At 35.6% G+C, this 19,355-nt stretch carries 20 protein-coding genes; all 20 read right to left on the bottom strand.

Features of this window, described 5'->3' with window-relative positions; translation table 11 throughout:
• Nucleotides 1-4 precede the first annotated feature (4 nt).
• The 20 genes from ACNORC_RS11615 to rfbA all read right to left on the bottom strand — a co-directional run bounded on the left by ACNORC_RS11615 (nt 5) and on the right by rfbA (nt 19,321).
• Nucleotides 5-1,543 carry an aldolase catalytic domain-containing protein gene (locus tag ACNORC_RS11615; protein WP_418335812.1) on the bottom strand — a complete coding sequence of 513 codons (1,539 nt, stop codon included), beginning with the start codon at nt 1,541-1,543 and terminating at the stop codon, nt 5-7.
• 187 nt (nt 1,544-1,730) lie between these two features.
• Nucleotides 1,731-3,545 carry an ABC transporter ATP-binding protein gene (locus tag ACNORC_RS11610; RefSeq protein WP_418335811.1) on the bottom strand — a complete coding sequence of 605 codons (1,815 nt, stop codon included), beginning with the start codon at nt 3,543-3,545 and terminating at the stop codon, nt 1,731-1,733.
• 9 nt (nt 3,546-3,554) lie between these two features.
• Entirely contained in the window at nt 3,555-5,018 is a 1,464-nt protein-coding gene (locus ACNORC_RS11605; RefSeq protein ID WP_418336166.1) for a capsular polysaccharide export protein, LipB/KpsS family, read from the bottom strand.
• 14 nt (nt 5,019-5,032) lie between these two features.
• Nucleotides 5,033-5,728 (bottom strand): acylneuraminate cytidylyltransferase family protein, encoded by a 696-nt coding sequence (locus ACNORC_RS11600; RefSeq protein WP_418335810.1) that lies wholly within the window; start codon nt 5,726-5,728, stop codon nt 5,033-5,035.
• The gene (locus tag ACNORC_RS11595; protein ID WP_418335809.1) at nt 5,725-6,777 is read right to left on the bottom strand and encodes a nucleotidyltransferase family protein; all 1,053 of its coding nucleotides are present in this window, start codon (nt 6,775-6,777) and stop codon (nt 5,725-5,727) included. Before ACNORC_RS11595 ends, ACNORC_RS11600 begins: the two co-directional genes overlap by 4 nt.
• Nucleotides 6,777-7,448 (bottom strand): PIG-L deacetylase family protein, encoded by a 672-nt coding sequence (locus ACNORC_RS11590; RefSeq protein ID WP_418335808.1) that lies wholly within the window; start codon nt 7,446-7,448, stop codon nt 6,777-6,779. The genes ACNORC_RS11595 and ACNORC_RS11590 overlap by 1 nt, the downstream gene beginning before the upstream one ends.
• The gene (locus ACNORC_RS11585; protein ID WP_418335807.1) at nt 7,445-8,326 is read right to left on the bottom strand and encodes a methionyl-tRNA formyltransferase; all 882 of its coding nucleotides are present in this window, start codon (nt 8,324-8,326) and stop codon (nt 7,445-7,447) included. The genes ACNORC_RS11590 and ACNORC_RS11585 overlap by 4 nt, the downstream gene beginning before the upstream one ends.
• Entirely contained in the window at nt 8,323-9,495 is a 1,173-nt protein-coding gene (neuC, locus tag ACNORC_RS11580) for a UDP-N-acetylglucosamine 2-epimerase (protein ID WP_418335806.1), read from the bottom strand. The genes ACNORC_RS11585 and neuC overlap by 4 nt, the downstream gene beginning before the upstream one ends.
• Nucleotides 9,492-10,496: an N-acetylneuraminate synthase gene (gene neuB / locus ACNORC_RS11575; RefSeq protein WP_418335805.1), complete on the bottom strand. Its 1,005-nt coding sequence runs from the start codon at nt 10,494-10,496 to the stop codon at nt 9,492-9,494. Before neuB ends, neuC begins: the two co-directional genes overlap by 4 nt.
• Nucleotides 10,493-11,116, bottom strand: coding sequence for an acetyltransferase (locus tag ACNORC_RS11570; protein ID WP_418335804.1), 624 nt, complete (start codon nt 11,114-11,116; stop codon nt 10,493-10,495). The genes neuB and ACNORC_RS11570 overlap by 4 nt, the downstream gene beginning before the upstream one ends.
• A complete protein-coding gene (locus tag ACNORC_RS11565; RefSeq protein ID WP_418335802.1) occupies nt 11,106-12,248 on the bottom strand; it encodes a LegC family aminotransferase in 1,143 nt (380 codons plus the stop codon). The genes ACNORC_RS11570 and ACNORC_RS11565 overlap by 11 nt, the downstream gene beginning before the upstream one ends.
• On the bottom strand, nt 12,248-13,444 hold the full coding sequence (locus tag ACNORC_RS11560) for a UDP-N-acetylglucosamine 4,6-dehydratase (RefSeq protein WP_418335801.1): 1,197 nt from the start codon (nt 13,442-13,444) through the stop codon (nt 12,248-12,250). The genes ACNORC_RS11565 and ACNORC_RS11560 overlap by 1 nt, the downstream gene beginning before the upstream one ends.
• A gap of 24 nt (nt 13,445-13,468) precedes the next feature.
• Nucleotides 13,469-14,680: a hypothetical protein gene (locus tag ACNORC_RS11555; RefSeq protein WP_418335800.1), complete on the bottom strand. Its 1,212-nt coding sequence runs from the start codon at nt 14,678-14,680 to the stop codon at nt 13,469-13,471.
• 23 nt (nt 14,681-14,703) lie between these two features.
• Entirely contained in the window at nt 14,704-15,630 is a 927-nt protein-coding gene (locus ACNORC_RS11550; RefSeq protein WP_418335799.1) for a glycosyltransferase, read from the bottom strand.
• Nucleotides 15,624-16,025 carry a GtrA family protein gene (locus tag ACNORC_RS11545; RefSeq protein ID WP_418335798.1) on the bottom strand — a complete coding sequence of 134 codons (402 nt, stop codon included), beginning with the start codon at nt 16,023-16,025 and terminating at the stop codon, nt 15,624-15,626. The genes ACNORC_RS11550 and ACNORC_RS11545 overlap by 7 nt, the downstream gene beginning before the upstream one ends.
• Nucleotides 16,009-17,115, bottom strand: coding sequence for a DegT/DnrJ/EryC1/StrS family aminotransferase (locus ACNORC_RS11540; protein ID WP_418335796.1), 1,107 nt, complete (start codon nt 17,113-17,115; stop codon nt 16,009-16,011). The genes ACNORC_RS11545 and ACNORC_RS11540 overlap by 17 nt, the downstream gene beginning before the upstream one ends.
• The gene (locus ACNORC_RS11535) at nt 17,112-17,654 is read right to left on the bottom strand and encodes an acyltransferase (RefSeq protein WP_418335795.1); all 543 of its coding nucleotides are present in this window, start codon (nt 17,652-17,654) and stop codon (nt 17,112-17,114) included. Before ACNORC_RS11535 ends, ACNORC_RS11540 begins: the two co-directional genes overlap by 4 nt.
• A complete protein-coding gene (locus ACNORC_RS11530) occupies nt 17,651-18,067 on the bottom strand; it encodes a sugar 3,4-ketoisomerase (protein ID WP_386779802.1) in 417 nt (138 codons plus the stop codon). The genes ACNORC_RS11535 and ACNORC_RS11530 overlap by 4 nt, the downstream gene beginning before the upstream one ends.
• Complete coding sequence (locus tag ACNORC_RS11525; RefSeq protein ID WP_418335794.1) at nt 18,042-18,461, bottom strand: sugar 3,4-ketoisomerase; 420 nt, start codon at nt 18,459-18,461, stop codon at nt 18,042-18,044. Before ACNORC_RS11525 ends, ACNORC_RS11530 begins: the two co-directional genes overlap by 26 nt.
• Entirely contained in the window at nt 18,458-19,321 is an 864-nt protein-coding gene (gene rfbA, locus ACNORC_RS11520) for a glucose-1-phosphate thymidylyltransferase RfbA (RefSeq protein ID WP_418335793.1), read from the bottom strand. The genes ACNORC_RS11525 and rfbA overlap by 4 nt, the downstream gene beginning before the upstream one ends.
• Nucleotides 19,322-19,355 lie beyond the last annotated feature (34 nt).

Genomic DNA, 19,355 nt, shown 5'->3' with positions numbered 1-19,355 from the left:
AATTTTAAATTAAAGCAAAAACAGATTGAGGTTCAAGGTTATCATATAATGTTGGAGTAATAGAAACAGGTGTAACCTTACCATTCTTCTTTAAGCTTTTAAAAATGTATTCGTTTTCATTGAATAATTCCAGTTCCTGAGTTTTAATTTCTCCCAAATAACCATCGTAACCGGCAAAATATAATTTTTCAACTCCCAACGTTAGGGCAGTTTCAATTGCCAGAGAGGTAACTGATTCATGGAATTTATCTGTAAAATTTATTGCCTCTAGCTGAAAAGCTACCTTTTCAAGTTTTTCCGGGATATAGGTTCCCATAGATCGCGGGTAAGGAGGTAATATTGCAAGCTTGTCTTTTATGCTCATATCAATGTAACTATCCTCAAGGCGATGACCTTCATTCCCTGCCAGACAATGAATCTGTAAAGTACTCACATCTTTAAATTCCTGGGAATTTTTTGAACTGGAATGAATAATACAAATACTCTCTTGCTTTTCAATAAATTCATTGATCGCTTTGGAATGTTTTTTCCCACTGGGACCACCTCCAATAATTATCGCCGATTTAAATTTCTTTTCCTCATCTAAATTCTTTAGATCAACATTATCTTCAAGCCCCCTGGACTGGTTAGAAAGGGCGCGAATAATACTATTTAGAGAATAGTAACGTTTGGTGACCCATGACATCACCTCCTTTTGCGGAAGGGAATTAGCTCCTGAAACCATATAAGGTAAATTCGTTCCCCAGCCGTATTCTTTCTGCATGGCTTCAAAGGGAGCTACTACCTGACTCAAAGCATTAAAATCAAGGTCAATTTCTCCTTTCCCATTTAGGGCTGTTAATAATAGTTCGGTTTGCAAATTCCCGGCACCACGTCCCATTCCGGTTACTGTAGCATCGACGATGGACACTCCGCAATCAATAGCTGTTAATGTATTTACTAATGCCAATTGTAAATTGTTATGACCGTGGAAACCAATTTTTGTATCAGTTTGATTTCTAACTATGTCAAAGGTCTTCTTAACATCTTCGGGATATACTCCGCCAAACGAATCAACCATATAAAAGTAATCGGCGACTCCATTCACCTCTTTAATTTGCCCTAAAAACTCTTTTTCATTTTCCCAGTTTGACATATACATTACATTAAACCCTACCTCAAAACCAAGTTTCTTCACAGCAGCAGCCAAACCTAATGCTCTTTTAAAATTCTTAGGATCTATAGCTATTCTCACCATAGAAATATAACCAATACACGGCTCTAGTAAGTTAGGAACATGGTCTTCCCTTACATCTTTCTCATTTAAAATAATAACTAGTTTCTTAGTACTTTTACTCTTAGCTTCTTCAAGAACATAAGTGGGACAGTAAAAATACTCTCCGAGGTAAGATTTCATCGGGTTTGAACGATACCCAATTTCCAGGTAATCAACCGGTAAATTATTAAATGATTTGAAGTAAGTCTCTACTATATCCTTATCAAAATCCCAATTGGTGTAGTATCCTCCATCGCGAAGGGTGCAGTCTAGTAATTTAAAATTCATAGTTTTTAAATTTGAATTTTTGTTATCGTTAACAATTTCTTCTAATGAAGAGTCAAAAAGGGATGATTAAAAGTTCTGAAGCGAACTTTTAATCCAGGAAAGGTCCAATTATGAAGCTAAAAATCCGATTAAACATTGTCATTTATTCTATTATTGGTAGTCATTTTATTTTTTATCACCGCCATTTCTATACTTTTTCTGTGGACATACCTTGTAATTGTATCATGTCTTGAAAAACACGTGAAGTTTGGGCTAACTCCTTAAAACTACCTGCACTCTCGATTGTGCCCTCTTTCAGTACTATTATTCTGTCCGCATTCTTTACTGTAGCTAATCTGTGCGCTATCATTACAATAGTATATTGCCCTTTCAATTTGTCAATGTTCGACTGTATTGCAGCTTCAGTTTCTCCATCCAAAGCAGAAGTTGCCTCGTCCATAAAGAGAAAATCAACATCTTTATATAACTCTCTGGCAATCGATAAACGTTGTTTTTGTCCACCGCTAATGTTGATACCATTATTACCCAATATTTCATTTTCCTTGTCCTTCAAAGAATAAATAAAATCATAAAGAGCAGCCTTTTTAATAGCCTGGTTAAATTTCTCAATATTCTCTGGATTCTTTTCTGCCCAAAAGGTTATATTATTGAAGACGCTATCATTAAAAACAGGAGCCTCCTGAGCAATATAGCCAATCTTTCTTCTATATGTAACAAGATCTAATTGATTTATAGGTACACCATCTATTAATACTTCCCCTTTATCAGGTAATAAAAGACCCGACAGAATATTCATTAGGGTAGATTTACCGGAACCACTCTCACCAACTATTGCAATGGTTTCATTCTTATTTATTTCCAAATTTAAGCCTGATAAAACCGGGGTATTATTAAATTTGAAATGAAGGTCATCAATTTTAATCTTTTCTTGAAACCCTTTGAAATTTAAACGACCATTTCTATCCTTATTTCTTTTTAATTCCTGAGTAAATTCTGTCATATTCTCTAGGGAGCCGGAGACACCCAGGAATTTGTTCCAATGCTCCTGTAGTGCTAATAAAAAAGTCAAGGCCCTGTAGAGAAATAATAAACTGAGAATTATGAGGCCAATGTCTGAATCAAAATATTTCACCTGAATTAAGATTGCTATTACCACTACTAAGATGGTTAATGGTTCTCTAAGTGCTCGAAGTAAAGAGTCTACAATGCCCAAGTCCTTTTGAACTTCTTCTAATTCTGTGATATTGTCATTTAATTTATTCCCATATCTAAAATTTAAACCCGAAGCCTTTAAATATTTAAAATTAGCTACGTGCTGAATCAATAAACCTTGAAAACCATGAGCACTCCTAGTATATTTTGCCGATAACTTTTTTGTCTTTTTAAATAGCCACTTAAATAAAGAATTCGTTAGAATTCCACCTAGTGCAACCAGAATTGCAAAGCGTGTATTTGCAGCAAAGGCAAAGGAAACATATACCAAAACCAGAACACCATATTCTATAGCTTTAAAATAACTTTTATAGGCAATATTTACTCGGCCTACTTCCGCACTAAAGGTATTTTGAATTTTACCTACATCGGATTTAACAAATTCACTAAACTTAAAGGTGTTGAGCAACCTGATATTACTTAACCTTATTTCACGCATGAATAATTGCTGGTAAGTCACCCGGGTATATCCTTCTAAAAAAGCTACAATACCCTTAAAACAGAAAAATGTAAGAATGATAAGTAATATATTCCTGATATTAAGGCTAATCCCAATACTGTTTAAAAACTCAGGTAAGAAACTTAAATTACCAAGACCATCATCCTCCATGTCTTCTGAACCGGCGGAGGACATTTTTAAGAGAGGTATAAACATCGCCAGCCCAAAACCATCTAATACTCCCCTTGAGAAACTTAAACTAAAGGCGATAAATAGCCGGTACTTAAGATAACTGTAGAAATAGAAAAAGTATTGAAAATTGTTCCGCATTAATTTCTTCAAAGCAATCATAAAATTGTATTATTTAACAAATATTCTTATTCCAAAAAGCCTATTTGCCTTCTCAATAATTTTGGAAATAATTATTTGTTTTGCACTATAAAAGTAAAGTCGTCTGCCTTTGAAATATGTTAGACCTTTATTATCTCTATTATAAAAATTAGCCTCTGCTCCTCCTTTAATTAAATAAAAACCGAATTTCAATGATCCGGTTTTAGGTTTTGGAGCTAAATTATTTTTTAAAAGCCCTTCCAAATCGTCAATTTTGGAGGGCTCATAAGCAACATTCATACCGGAAAAGAATGATTTCCCTAACATTATTACAGGCTTCTGCCAAAAAGTTGCTTCAGTAGTAATACTCGAACCGAAGGTGATCACTTTATCAGCCACATCTAACAAAGCATAAGAATCTACTTTACTATCAGGCTCTACTAAATGGACATTCTGATACTTTCCTTTTAGGGCATATATTTTTTTAGCATAATCAAAATCTACTCCTGCAAAATTTGGATGTATTCTAATTATCAAATTTTGATCGGGAAATTTTTCATGAAATAATTTCGCAACATAAAACAACCCATCATTCTGATCTTTGAAATAAGGATTAGAGAATTCTTCGCCAATTGCTGCAAATTCATCATCTGAACTTGTATATAATACAACTGTATTCTTTCCATAATCCACATCTTTTGGTAAAGTATTTTTGTGTTGATCTTCGGTGAAACTTCTAGCATTTACTTTGGTTCCTGACCTCCGTTTGATAAAATATTCAGAAGCTATATTAATTTTTTCTTCTTCAGCTAACTTTGAATTCGCCCAGGTCTCATTAAATAACTTCTGTTTATACAATATTGTGTGAGGTAATACATTTTCAAAATGTTCAACTGCCCCCCCGACTCGAGGTAATTCGACATTAAATATGGGAATTCCTGTAGCTAGTCCAACATCCATAACTGCTCTATTATAGATATGTCTACCATTGAAATTATATATTACATTAATATCCTTACTCTCACAAAATCTTTTGAGCGCAATGTAAAGACTTACACCGTTATAAATTAATTGTTTAACGAAACTATCTTCAACCAACTCAAGATCTCGATCCCTAGTTGTGGAAATATAAGTAGAAAGTGCCGATTCACCGACCTTAAAATTTTCATACCTGAGATCAAATTTTACTTGGGTAATATTGTTAACAAAGTATTTCGATTCTCTCTTGTCTTCATTTCTTAGTAAATCTTCGATTTTTATATGCTGAAAATTCCCCTCAATTAAGCTTAAACTATTTATTTTACCTTCTTTGCATAAATAACAGATTTCAGGTTTTGAATAGGGATTGAAATAGCAGGCATTAAATGTATTGGAACAGGTCAAATAGTAAATTTCCGCTCCAGGTTTTTCATTAATAAGGTTTTGAAGTTCTTCCAACATTAGTCCTTTTCCGTAGGAACCATATCCGATTATTTGAGCCACTAAGATTTTCATTCTTTCCAATACCTTTAAATTTTATTACCACACTTTATATTTTCCTTCATCAGAGTTTCGGCAATTTTCCAATCATATAAATTGTCGATATCATGGGAACAAAATTGGTCCATCACATATTTTTTAACCTTAGTAAAATCAGAGATGTTTTTAGCTTTCATTGACTTCACATTTATTATATATATTGCTCCGTTCAATTCCCAAACCTTTGGACAATCTTGTCTCCTGATAAAATTTCCTTTTTTAGAATTCTCTAAAAATCCCTGACTATTTTCCTCCTTTAATATATAATATGGATTTGATTTAGCTTCTTTAACAGAAACTACCATATCTAAATCATTATTATACAGTTTCAAAGCTTCGTTAATATGAGTTGCATTTCTAAAAGGTGAAGTTGGCTGAAGTAAAATCAATATCTGTGGAAAGATTCCTTTGCTTTCTACAAAATTCAAGGCATGCTGTAAAACTTCTTGAGTGCCAGATTTATCTCGGGCAAGTTCTGCCGGGCGTATGAAAGGAACCTCGAGACCTAAACTTTCAACAATTTTTTTAATTTTTTCACTATCAGTACTTACAATAATATTCCTATCTTCAAAAACCTCTTTAGCTGCATCAATAGTATATTGAATTAAAGGTTTTCCTTCTAATTCTTTGATATTTTTTTCGGGAACTCCTTTAGATCCTCCCCTAGCTGGTATTATCGCTATCATTTTATTATATGTTTTACAAATTCCTGAGCTTGTTGATAATCTAAAGGTTTACCAATATCAATCCAGTATCCCAAAATGGGATTATGAACTAGCTTACCTCCTTCAATAGAAAGCTTCTCCATTAAATCAGTAATGTCATAGAACTCATTCCTCGGGATTTTTTTTATCAAGCTCCTTTTTAAAATATAAATTCCGGCATTTGAATGATAGACATAAGTTGGTTTTTCCTTGAAATTTGTAACCATATTATTATGAGTTTCAAAAACGGCATACGGGACGGCAATCTTATATTCGGTAGAGGCCACTGCCATGTCAGCATTGTTTTTGATAAATTCCAGATACAGATCTTCAAAATCTACGTCAGTAAAAAGATCACTATTCATAAGAAGTATTTGGTCTGTTTGAAAGTTATCCACTAACGCTAATGCACCGGCAGTGCCTAAAGGTTTTTCTTCCCATATATATTCAATCTCAATTCCTTTACTTTTGCCATCAGCAAAATACTCCTGAATTTGTTCCCCAAGGTATTTTACGGAAATGTAAATTTTCTTTACTCCAAAAGAAATAAGCCTATCAATATTATGTTCAATAATTGGTTTTTCGCCTAAAGGAAGCATGGGCTTTGGTACTGTATCCGTAAGAGGACTGAGCCTTTTTCCGCGGCCACCGGCCATGATCATACATTCCATGGGAAGGACAGATTTGGTCCTATCCAGATCAATAATCCTCACCAATTTTTTTTCTTTATCCAGAATTGGTAAAATTTGTATATCCTTTTTCCGGAACGATTTCAAATCAAGAAAACCCTCAGTTTCATATTCAAAGATGAAATTTTTATTGCAAATCTCCCCGACTTTCTTATTTAGATCAGCATGAGAAACCAAGGATCTTCTTACATCACCATCAGTAAGAGACCCAATTATACTATCATTAGAATCTTTTACAAATAATATTAATCTGCTTACATCCCGAATATTATTAAGTTTTTTAAGACCTTCTATTACTGACTTATCCTCCTTAATAATAATATTGTCTAGGTTGAAGTTCATTACTTATCGATGTATTTTATGAGTTGAAATGCTTCAGCATATTCTGCTCCAATATTAGCTCCTCTATAAGTAGCAAGCGCTTCTATATTTCTTTCAGACCTCGGGAAAGGATGTTTCCCAAGTTCAGATTCATAAATTCTCATAGCTTCTATTTTTTTCTCCATATAGGCCGAAATATCTACAAAATAATTAGGAATAAATACTTTTTCGGGTAAAGCAGGTGCAAATTCTGTCTCAGAAATACATTCATACATCAATACCTGTTTGATAAACGGATATCGGAAAGATTTGGTGCAGGCCAGAACTGCATCAAAAGTAATTCTATGGTCAGAATGGGCATCTGATCTATTCATGCAGTACACTACTTCAGGTTCTATTTCAAAAAATATTTCTGAGATTCTAGGAACCATAACAACGAGATCCCGTGAAGAAAGTGACATAGTAGGGAAATTCAGGAAAAACGTCTTTGAAATTCCTACTAACTTTTCAATTTTTTGAATTTCCTCTTGCCTGGACTTCACTCTTTCTTTTGTAAAACCTTGTTTTTCAGCAATATTAGTAGTAATCAACCAATATACTTGATCTCCCTGGTTAATATGCTTAAATAAAGTCCCGCCAGCACCCAAGATTTCATCATCTGGATGAGCAGATACAACTAAAACTTTTTTCATAAATATTCTCCTTTTAATGGCATTTTCTGGAATTCATGACAGAGGATTTTTATGGCACCGTCATAGGTCTTTACAAGTATTTCTCCTTCCTCTACATTTAATATCTTCCCCGGTTCAATATTATTGCCTGAATAATCTTCTTCCTTAACTTTCCAGATCTTCACTTCTTTATTATTATAGTATAAATGTGCACCGAAATACGGTTTAGTTAATGCCCTTACAAGATTGTAAATTGCGCGGGAAGACATTCTAAAATCTATTTCCCCGTCTTCAATGTCCCTTTTACGCCAAATATTCCCCTTTGTATGATCTTGTTTAATCCTTTGATAACTTCCTTTCTTTAGTTTCGGGATAAATTCTTCTATTTGTTCCAGGGCACTATGCTCCATCTTTGAATAGACGGAAGCAGCATCATCTTTATAATTTATGGAAAAAGTTTTTTGTGACAAAATATCTCCATCATCTGCACCTTCCTCCATAAAGAAAAAGGTAGTAGCCCCTTTCTCAAGACCAAGAAAAATGCTCCAGATAAGAGGATGTCTTCCTCGGTTCGCAGGCAAGGCAGTAGGGTGAAAACCAACAATGCCCAGGTTTGTTAGTTCTAGCAATTCCTTCTTTATAAGACTTGACCAACCAAAGCAAAAAATAACATCAGGTTTTAAACTTTCTATCCACTCCAAAACATGTGGAGCATTTATATCTTTTATATATTTAACCGGAATACTATTTTTTTCGCATATCGGAGTCAAGTCTACATGATCCGCATTAAATGCTGATTTTGATTTTGTTGCTACGCCAACTATTTCAGCGTGGAGAGATAATAATTTCTCAAGGCTCTTTTTTGAAAATGAAACAGTACCTATAAAAAAGATTTTCATTCTTTTATTTTATAATTAATATCGTAGAATTTTTTTTTCAAAATATCAGAATAATCAAATTCCTTCAATATTTTAATGATCTTTTCTGATGCTCCACCTTCTCCATAAGGATTCTTGACGGAATGTAGCTTTTCTTTAAAATCTTTAGAAAAAGCAGTTTCTATAGCTTGCCGAATTGACCTCTCCTCTGGTTCACAAGAAATTACACTCATAGCCTTCAGTCTTCCCTTTTGCCTGTCTCCTATATCTATAGTCGCAATTTTGAAACTAGGTGCTTCTGTGAGCCCACTCGAAGAATTCCCCAGTACTGCGTCAACATGCTTTAGTGCTGATAAATACCTCAACTGCCCTAAAGAAGTAAAGGCACATGCTTTTTCTGGATTTTTTGCGACGTAACTGTCAATTAAGTTAATAATAATTCTTCCGTTAGTGTCGGAGTTAGGTTTAGTAAAGATCAGATTAGTCTCCTCCAACCCGTCAACAGCTATCAGTAATTCTTTAAATTGTCCTTCTGCAGTATTACTCTCCAGAGTAACCGGGTGGAAAGTAATCAAAAGATTTCTCCTGTTAAGCTTAAAGCCAATAGACTTTTCTAAAGACGCTCTATCCAGCAAATCCAGCTTATAAATATTATCTAAACCAGGAGTACCTACATTAAAAACCCTAGAAGGATGCTCTCCCATTTGGATCACTCTTTTTCTATATACTTCAGTGGCAGTAAAATGAAGGTGAGACATCTTAGTTACAGAATGTCTGATTGGTTCATCTATTAACCCTTCAGTAGCTTCTCCTCCATGTAAATGAGCAACCGGTACCTTACCAATCATTGCGGCCGCAGCTGCAGAAAAAATCTCGAATCTATCTCCCAGAAGTACTACGATATCCGGACTTAAATCCTGAAAGGCTTCAGAAAAGCTTATCAGAGCAAGACCCATCGATTTGCAAATACCCACCTCAGTATCTGATGACAGAAGTATTTCAATCTTCCTTGAAATCTTGAATCCCTCTTTTTCAATATCTTTATATGTCAATCCGAATTCAGGAGAAAGATGCATTCCTGTCACAATAATTTGCAGCTCTAAATCCGGATCTTCATCAAGGTATTTTATTAACCAATACATGAGACCGAACTCTGCTCTCGTTCCGGTCACTACACAAACTTTCTTCATATTATATCATCTATAACATAATCTTTTTTGGCTTCTGTACCAATAATCCTATCCCACATCATAGGACTTAAACCTGTACCAGGACGTTTTACGGCCAAATTTTCTTCTGAAAGAACTTCTCCTTTTTGAATAGCTTTTCCAGCAACTATGCTTTTGCGCACAATAGGTTTGTTTTTCTTTTCCGAAAAAGAGGGCTCTTTAATACCTGATCCCGAAATGGCCTTTTCAATGTTACGAATAGCAAAGACCATATTTCTTAATTCCTTAGGCTCCAAAGATGCTCGATGATCAGGTCCCGGAAGATTTCTATCTAGAGTAAAATGCTTTTCTATTACTTTGGCTCCCAATGAAACAGCAGCTATAGGAACTTCTATTCCAAGGGTATGGTCCGAATATCCGATATTTACTCCAAGTTCCTCAGCTATGAAATTCATCGCTCTTAAATTCACATCCTCCATTGGGGTTGGGTATTCTGTGTTACAGTGGACAATAGTAATATCCTCTTTCTTTAGTCCTCCCGAAATCAACACCTCAAAAGCGTCCTTTACCTCTATCATATCCGCCATTCCAGTTGACATCACGACAGGTTTTTTAAATTCGGCTATTTTTCTAAGGTAGGGAAGGTTGGTGATTTCACCTGAAGGTATTTTAAATAGCGTTATCCCCAGCTCATTAAGGAATTGAAGACTTTCCAAATCAAACCCCGTAGAAAGAAATTTTATTCCCTTGGATTCACAATAAACAATTAATTCTCTATGCGCCTCTTCAGACAATTCTAATTTTTTGAGCATGTCATATTGTGAGTCTTTATTTTGAGTGTTAATATCCTGATAGTTGGCTCTTATAGCCTTTTTGGTAACAATCTTGTCCGCATTAAAGGTCTGAAATTTTACATAGTCAACACCGGCATCAGCGGCAACATCTATTAATTGTTTAGCCAATTCAACACTTCCATTATGGTTGACTCCTGCTTCAGCAATTATTATTACTTTATTTCTCATATTTCTCTTCCTGGATTTCCTACTATTTTCACATTATCTGCAACGTCATCAATTATAACCGACCCTGCTCCTATAACAACATTTTTACCGATTCTCACCCCTTCTTTTATTACAGAATTTGCTCCAATAAATGTATTATCACCTACTATGACTGCTCCAGCAAGCACGGCTCCGGGTGCTATGTGAACGGCATCTCCTAATCTACACTCATGGTCCACAATAGATCCTGTATTGATTATACAATAATTACCTACCGTTACCTTAGCATTTACAGCGGCATTATTGTTCACAAAAACACCTATACCTAAATTCACCCATTTTGACATAAAGGAATGCGGATGAATAATATTGACCAGTTCTTTACCTCTTTTCAGGATTGTTTCTGCAGTTTTTCGCCTAATTCCATTGTTCCCAATAGCCAGTGCATATCTATATTCCTGGTTCCAAAACTTAAATTCAGGATCGGCTTCGAATCCCAAATATTTAAGATTAAAGGGGTTTTCCTCCACAGGTTGCTTATCTGTATAAAACATGACTTCAAGTCCCTGCTCCAGAGCAGCATCGGCAACTACGATTCCATGTCCGGAAAATCCAACTAAAACAACTTTTTTATTTGACACTACTAGGTATATTTACAATCCTTTCTTCCAGGTACTGCGCATTAATTTGTTCATCCCTGTAACAGGATTCAAACATTGGCAGCTTAAACATCAACTGCCAGATTGGACGTGTCATTACCCCGGCTTCATTAGTTTCGGCTAGAAAACGATCCCTGTCTTTCCTGTTTTGAAGTTCTAAACACATTAACCAATAATTGGCGCTGGTTTCGGGAAGCTCTTCCCTAAACCGCAGCCCTGTATTTTCAAAAAATAGACGATACTTTCCTGCAAGCTTCTTTTTTTTCTTCAGGAAAATATCAAGATTTTCCAACTGGGCACAGGCCAAAGCGGCATTAATATTAGGCATTCTATAGTTGTAACCAATCTCGTCATGTATGTACTCATAGGAATGAGGCTGTTTGGCTGTAGTGGTTAAATGTTTCCCTCTCCTCCCAAGGACCTCATCATTCGTGACTATTGCACCCCCACCCCCACTGGTCACAATTTTATTGCCATTGAAAGAAAAAACCCCAAGTTTGCCAAAGCTCCCTGTGGGCTTTCCTTTAAACTCACTTCCAAGAGATTCAGCAGCATCTTCCACCACCGGAATATTCCAGGACTTGCAGACATTAATAAGTTTATTGATGCGCACCGGAAAGCCAAAGGTATGCATGGGTAGACAAGCAGATATTTTATTTCCTGTCTGCTTATTAAAACATCCATCCTCCCTGAGTTCTCCATGTTCTTCTAAAAAAGCTTCAACGGCATCGGGAGATAATCCCATCGTGTCCCGATCGACATCAAGAAATATCGGGTCTGCTCCATTATAGACTATAGCATTTGCGGTGGCTATAAACGTAAGGGCCTGGGTAAGCACTTCATCCCCTCTTTCCACTCCCGCCAGTCGTAGGGCAACTTGTAAGCCAGAAGTACCATTAACAACCGCAATAGCCCTGGCGGTTTGGGTTCGTACCTGCATAAATTCTTCGAAACGATCCACATAGGTCCCTACTGAAGAGACAAAGGTGCTGTTGATCGTATCAAGCACATACTCCTTTTCCCTCCCAGAGAAATTGGGCTCATGAAGGGGTATAAAGTCTTTTGATCCAAAGATTTCCCGAACAAATGATATGGTTTCGTTTATATAACTCATTACATTTTGGAATCTAAGTATTTCCCTGTCTCTTTATGTCCAAAATCAGGGATAATCTTGAAGAAAAGATCTACAATCCTGTCTTTTTCCCATACTGATGACTTCCTCATTTCCTGAATCTCCCTTTCAAAAAGATAGAGTTTTTCTTCCTCAAATTTTAATTCATTCTTAATCACACCCAGATTCCGGAACCGTTCCATATCCAGCAGCTCCTGTTCAGTGAAAAATTCTTCAAAATCCTTTTCACCGGTGGTATCACTACTTGTAAAAAGGCATGGCCATTTCTTTTGATTTGGTAAAGTCTTTACAAGCTCCCTGGCTTCCTCTTCAGTTTCGCACAAATAAGGTTCGTATTCTAACTGCTGGAGGTATTTGATGGCAACATCAGCAAAAGAGATGAGATGAAGATTTTCACTGAGCTTAGGAAAGAAAATATCCCTGTTCTCTCCGAATATGCAGGACATAAGGCAGAGTTCACCGCTTTCCTGCGGTGTGACAAAATATCTTTTCACATCATTGGGAGCCACGATAGGATGTTTTTTCTGAAGTCGTTGATTAAAACTATGCAACAGGGAACCGTCTGAAAATGCAACATTTGCAAAACGTGCAGTAGAAATAGAAATCTCCCGGCTTCGTCTCATAAGGAACATTTCCATGATCCTTTTTGATGCACCCATCATATTTACCGGATTTGCTGCCTTATCCGTAGAAACGCAAAAGTATTTTTTGGTTCCGTTTTCTATACTTTGACCTAATGTCTTATCTGTATTAAAAATGTTCACATCAATCATCCGCATCAGTGTATAGGGATCCTTCTCACTGCGCACGTGCTTTAAAGCAGAAAGATTTAACACGTAATCATACTTTCCATCATCTTTTATAAATGCATCATATTCTAAAGAACCAATATCTAGAGCATAAGTTTTAAAGTCTCCATCAATATAACCAAATGAACTGCGTATATCCCTCACCAGTTCTACTAAATTATTTTCACTAATATCTACAACATGAAGTTTTTTGGGATTCCTTTTAAAAATTTCCTTAGTCACTGCCTGTCCTATGGAACCGGCACCGCCTATAATTAAAAAGGAAGAGGAGGATACATTTTTTAAAAGCTCCTTTTCATAATAAAGAACGTCCTCTTCGAAAAGAGGTTTTGTTCTGCCTATTAAGTTTAATATATTTCCCAGTTCCATCGGCTAAAAATTCTTTTTTTATTGTTAATTCGAAGATATTACTTCATACTTCTTTCTAAAATCATCATCAGGATGAAAAGAGTAATCGTATCCCACCTGCTTCAGCACAGGGTTCTTATAATTGTTCAAAATGTAAAGGTATCTTATAGGTCCAGACAAAAACACTGTAGACCCTACCGGATATTCAACTCGAAATTTGACTGCCTCGTCCATCTGCTCTTCGTAAACATTTTTATACCTCAAAATCCTTAAAAACAACATGAGGCAAATTACAGTCAATGATATATTTGAAACATATAAGAAATTCTTACTAATATCCTGACCGTTTCGTACCATTAACATAAAAATATAGGGGAAGGTAAGAATGAAATAATGAGGAAATACCTGAACAAGAACAGGAATAAGATTCACAATTATCCCTAAAATTAAAATACCAGTGACTTTATCTTTAAAGGGTTTTATTTTAAGAAAAAGTAAAGGAATAAGCAATAAAATGAAGACTTTAGAACCTATTATCCAAGTAAACAGTGATCGCGAGCGCGAAATATTTCTCTGCCCATAACCCCTGCCACTTAATTGATCTACCAGTGCCGATATAGTAACATCATTTAAAACAACATAATATATCAAAAATAGAATAACTGGTACAGAAGCACCAAAAAAGAATTTGATAAGATTTCTTTTGCTGTATCCGGGTTGAAAAAAGATTAAAAGAAAAAAAGGAATGAAATTAAAAACCCCATATTGTTTAGCAAAAACACTCAGAGACACAAAAGTACCAACTAAAAAAAACTGTTTTTTTTCAAGAAACCAAAAGGACAACATGACGCAAAGTAGCACATAGACTTCAAGATTAATATTAATTCCATCAGAACTTAAAATGGCTAATGAGAAAAACAGACTTAACAAGATCGATTTCTGGTTATTCAGATTGAATCTTCTGGCTAAATGGTACAATAAACCCGCAGAAGAGAATATTACAATGTACTGAAAAACTAAAAAGTAATGATATCCAGGATCCTCAAAAAGTAAGTATAAAAGCGAGTTGAGATACATCATTAAAGGAGCATATAGGCTAGTGATATCCTTATACGGAACAAAACCGCTTGAAATATCTCTGGCAATAGCCAAATAATATGGGGCGTCATAGCTTATATACGCAAAATATAAAGCCAGGCCTGTTAGTAAACAAAGAATAGAACCCCATAAACCAACAGAAATATTCAATAACCTCATTACCAATTTTTTTAACGAATTCGCTACTTCTTCTTAATTATAAAACCCGGCCGATCTTTTACCTCCTCATATATTCTCCATATATATTCAGCTATTACTCCCAGAGAGAATAGGATTAATCCGCTAAAAAAGGAGACAATGACAATTGTAGAAGTCCAACCCGGCATAGTCGATCCCCAAAATTCCGGATTTCCAAAAAGTTTTATATAGGAGTAAAAAATTATGACGCCTAAGGCAAAAAGAGAAAAAATTAATCCAAGGTTAGTAATTATCCGAATTGGCCAGGTGGAGGAAGAAAAGAATGTATCTTTAAACATTTTAAACTTTTTCCTGAAGGTCCATCTGCTTTTTTCGTTTATCCCCTTTACTCTCTCGTATGGATAATATTCCGGTGAGAAACCCAGACGGAGTACCTCTATAATACTGGTAGTGTTTCTGGGATGGATACGGTTATTTATTATGTCAACAACTTCTCTATCTATAAAAAAAAGGTCTGCACCTCCGGGAGGAAATTTCACATCTGAAAAACTATTGATGATCTTATAATAGGTGTTGGAAAACAAATCATTCAGAAATCCATCATTCCTTTTCATACGATTCGGAATAATGACTTTTGCCCCTTTTTCCCAAAGACGATACATTCCCACAATGCTGGAATACGGTTGCTGTTCATCATCTGGTATTGGCATGGCACAATCACCCTCGCAAAGGCTCAATCCAGCGAAAATGGCATAGTTAGAAGTGTAGTTCCTACTTAGCTGGAATGCTCTTACGTTAGAATACTTTAGTTCAAGTTGTTGAGCAATTTCAAAAGAATGATCAGTTGAACCGTCATCAATGACAATAAATTCGAACTCTATATTTTCTTTCCTTAAGAGCTCGGAAACTTTATCATAAGCTATTGTAATCCTTTCTCCACTGTAATAGGAAAGTAAAATTAGACTTAACATGAATGCTTGTTATTAAAAAGTTTATACACTAAAATAAAATTCCAAATCATAGTTATAGGAAGAACTAAATAAGCCAGAACAAAATCATCAAAAGGTAAGGTAAATTCAAAAATCCGTAAGACAATTACGCCTAATATCATCCCGCTTAAATATATTACAAAGTACCTGACAGCCTTCCTTTTACCAAGTGAGGACTTGAAAACAAAACAGGAATTCAGAAAATAGGATAATAAAATTGTCGAAAAATAAATTGCGGCATAAGTTGAAATCAGGGGAGTTTTTAAAACTTCTATAAAGAAATAAATCGCTCCCAAAGATAAAAGTGTTGTAAATACTCCAACTCCCGAAAAACCTGCAAATAAAGAAATTAGTTTTCGACTATATAGAAAATTCATTAAGACAGTTTATGATTTTGGAAACTTCAGAGCTCTTAAGAGTAGGTCCTATGGGCAAACTTAAATTAGTTCGATGCATGTTTTCAGTAATTGGAAAATTCAAATGACTCCATTCCATATAAGCCAATTGTTTGTGGGGTGGTATGGGATAATGAACTAGAGTTTGAATTCCATTTTTTTCCAGATAATTCTTCAACTTATCTCTTTCTTCTGTTTGAACAACAAATAAATGCCATACATGTTCCTTATCGTCATCAGGCGATGAAGGCAAAAGGATATGGGGATTTTTTATTTGCTGAATATATTTCTTGGCCACTCCCTTTCTATACTCATTTTCTAAATCGAGGTATTTTAACTTGACAGACAAAAAGGCTGCTTGAATTTCATCTAGCCGGCTATTGATTCCTTTGTAGATATTTTCATATTTCCGATGAGATCCATAATTTGCCATAGCCCTTACAGTATCCGCAAGGGTCTTATCATTAGTTGCAACTGCCCCTGCGTCCCCAAGGGCGCCCAGGTTTTTTCCAGGATAGAAACTAAACCCTGCTGCATCACCCAATGCCCCAGTTTTATTTGCTTTCCAGCTCGCACCGACTGCCTGAGCATTGTCCTCGATAATTTTTAAATTGTTCTTCTGAGCAATTTTTTCTATTTCTTCTGACCAACAAACACGACCATATAAATGAACAACCATTATTCCTTTAGTACGGGGTCCAATAACCTCCTCAATCTTAGTCAAATCGAGGTTGTTTGAGTTCTGTTCTGGCTCAACAAGAACAGGAACTAGTTTATTCTCAGTTATTGAAAGTATAGAAGCTATGTACGTATTAGCAGGAACAATTATTTCGTCCCCCTCTTTCATTACTCCCATTTCGATGTAACCTCTAAATATCAAACGCAAAGCATCTAATCCATTTGCAACACCTATAACATGATCTACTTTGATATAGGAAGCCAAACTATTTTCGAACTTCTGTACATTATTACCCAATATGTACCATCCCGAATCAATGACTTCTGAAGCTACCTTTTTTAGATCAGCAGAGTACTGGTGATTGATTTCCTGAATATCTAGAAATTTAATCATATTTTAATTGGTTCATTATCTTGTCCAAGTCTATAAATATGGCCATACGTATCTTGTAGCCCTTCGGTTAATATTGTTCCATCTTTTGTTATGTAGCCTTTCTTGACAGCGGGGTTACCATACCAAACAGTAAAAGGGGGAATGTTTTTAGTGACTACACTGCCGGCTCCTATTAAAGCATACTTCCCTATTGTTTTACCCGCAACCACAGTGGTATTAGCACCAATCGACACTCCTTCTTCAATTATTGTTTTTTCTGGTTTAGATTTGTACCTCTTTGACCTGGGCACCAAATCGTTCGTAAAGGTGGCATTGGGACCAATAAAGACCTTATCAGATATCCTTAATCCATCCCATAATTGTACGCCAGATTTCACCGTTACGTCATCTCCTACAACGACATCATTTTCAATAAAAACATTGCAATTAATATTACAATTCCTTCCAATCCTGGCACCCTCTAGAATTACACAAAACTGCCAGACATAGGTGCCATCTCCAATATTCTTCGTTAGAACTTCCGCTTTAGGATGTATCATTTCATTAATTGTTGAAAATCACTATATTCTCTTATATAATCTTTCTCATCGTACTTTAAGGAAGCCATTACCATACAAACTGCTCCAGATGTAAAGTCCATAAGCTCTCTCCAAATTCCAGGAACAATCATTAATCCAAAATCAGGACGATTCAGCCTTACAACTTTTTTATTCCTGCCGTCATCTAGAAGAATATCGAACCCACCTCCTACAGCTACGATGATTTGATATAATTCTTTATGAGCATGACCTCCTCTACTTTCACCTCCGGGAATATCGTATAAATAGTAAACCCTTTGGATATCAAATGGGATACCAGTATGCACCTCAGCTATAGTAATATTCCCCGCCCGGCTATGAATTTTATTCAAGGGAATAACAGGGCAATCATAAACAGAATTCTTCCCTATCATCTTCTTTAAAATTTAGAAACTTAGAATAATCCCTGATATAATCCTCTTCAGAAAATTTGGTGGAACTTAATACCATTGCAACCGAATTTGTAGAAAAATTTTCCATCTGTCGCCAAATACCATTACCTATATAAAGTCCATAAAAGGAGCGGTTTAAAGAAAAAGTTTTTTTTGTTTTTCCATTGTCTACTATTACATCAAAGCTTCCTGACAGAGCGACGATAAATTCCTTCTGTTCCTTAAATGCATGTCCACCCCTAATCTGCCCCCCTGGAACATCGTAAATCCAGTAAATTCTTTCCATCTTAAAGGGAATATGATTTCCTTCTTCAATAAAGGAAAGGTTTCCTCTTGGATCTTCAAATTTTGGAAGGTCTATTATTCGAACGTTCATGGGGCTAATAAGGATTGAAGATACTCTCCATATTTACTTTTTCCGTATTTCTGTACAGCTATTTCAATCTCACTTTTATTAATAAATTTATGGAGATACGCTACTTCTTCCACACAACCAATCATTTCACTTTGTCTGTTTTGTAAAACCCTTATAAATTCCGTGGCGTCATCTAAAGACTCAACAGTACCAGTATCGAACCAGCTCATTCCACGAGTCATCACTCCTACTTCCAACTTCCCCTTATCAAGATACATTTGATTGAGGGTAGATATTTCTTTTTCACCACGAGCGGAAGGTTTAACTTTCTTAGCTAATTCCACAACTTGATTATCATAAAAGTATAGACCTGGTACTGCATATTTTGATTTTGGTTTTTGAGGCTTTTCTTCAATAGTTATTGCTTTATTCTCCTCATTAAATTCAACAACACCATAGCGCTGAGGATCTTTAACAGGATAAGCAAAAATTGAAGCTCCATCTATATTGATCTTACCTCTTAAGAGAGTCCCAAGGCCGTTCCCATGAAAAATATTATCTCCAAGGGCCAGGGCAACTCTATCATCCCCGATGAATTCTTCTCCTATAATAAAAGCTTCGGCGAGACCATTGGGCTCTTCTTGTACTGCATATTCAAACTTGCAACCAAGATGAGAACCATCTCCAAGAAGTTTCTCAAAAGATTTTTGATCATGAGGGGTCGTAATAAACAATATTTCCCTTATTCCAGCCAGCATTAAAACAGATAAAGGATAGTAGATCATGGGTTTGTCGTAAACAGGTAGTAACTGTTTACTTACTGCAATTGTAATTGGAAAAAGCCGCGTTCCGGTTCCTCCTGCTAATATTATGCCTTTCACTTTTATATAAATTTAAATTTTATTGGTACATAAT

The sequence above is a fragment of the Salinimicrobium soli genome (assembly GCF_048323655.1).
GTDB lineage: Bacteria > Bacteroidota > Bacteroidia > Flavobacteriales > Flavobacteriaceae > Salinimicrobium > Salinimicrobium soli.
Note: the sequence above shows the minus strand (reverse complement) of the source record. Positions and strands in the feature narration are given on the sequence as shown.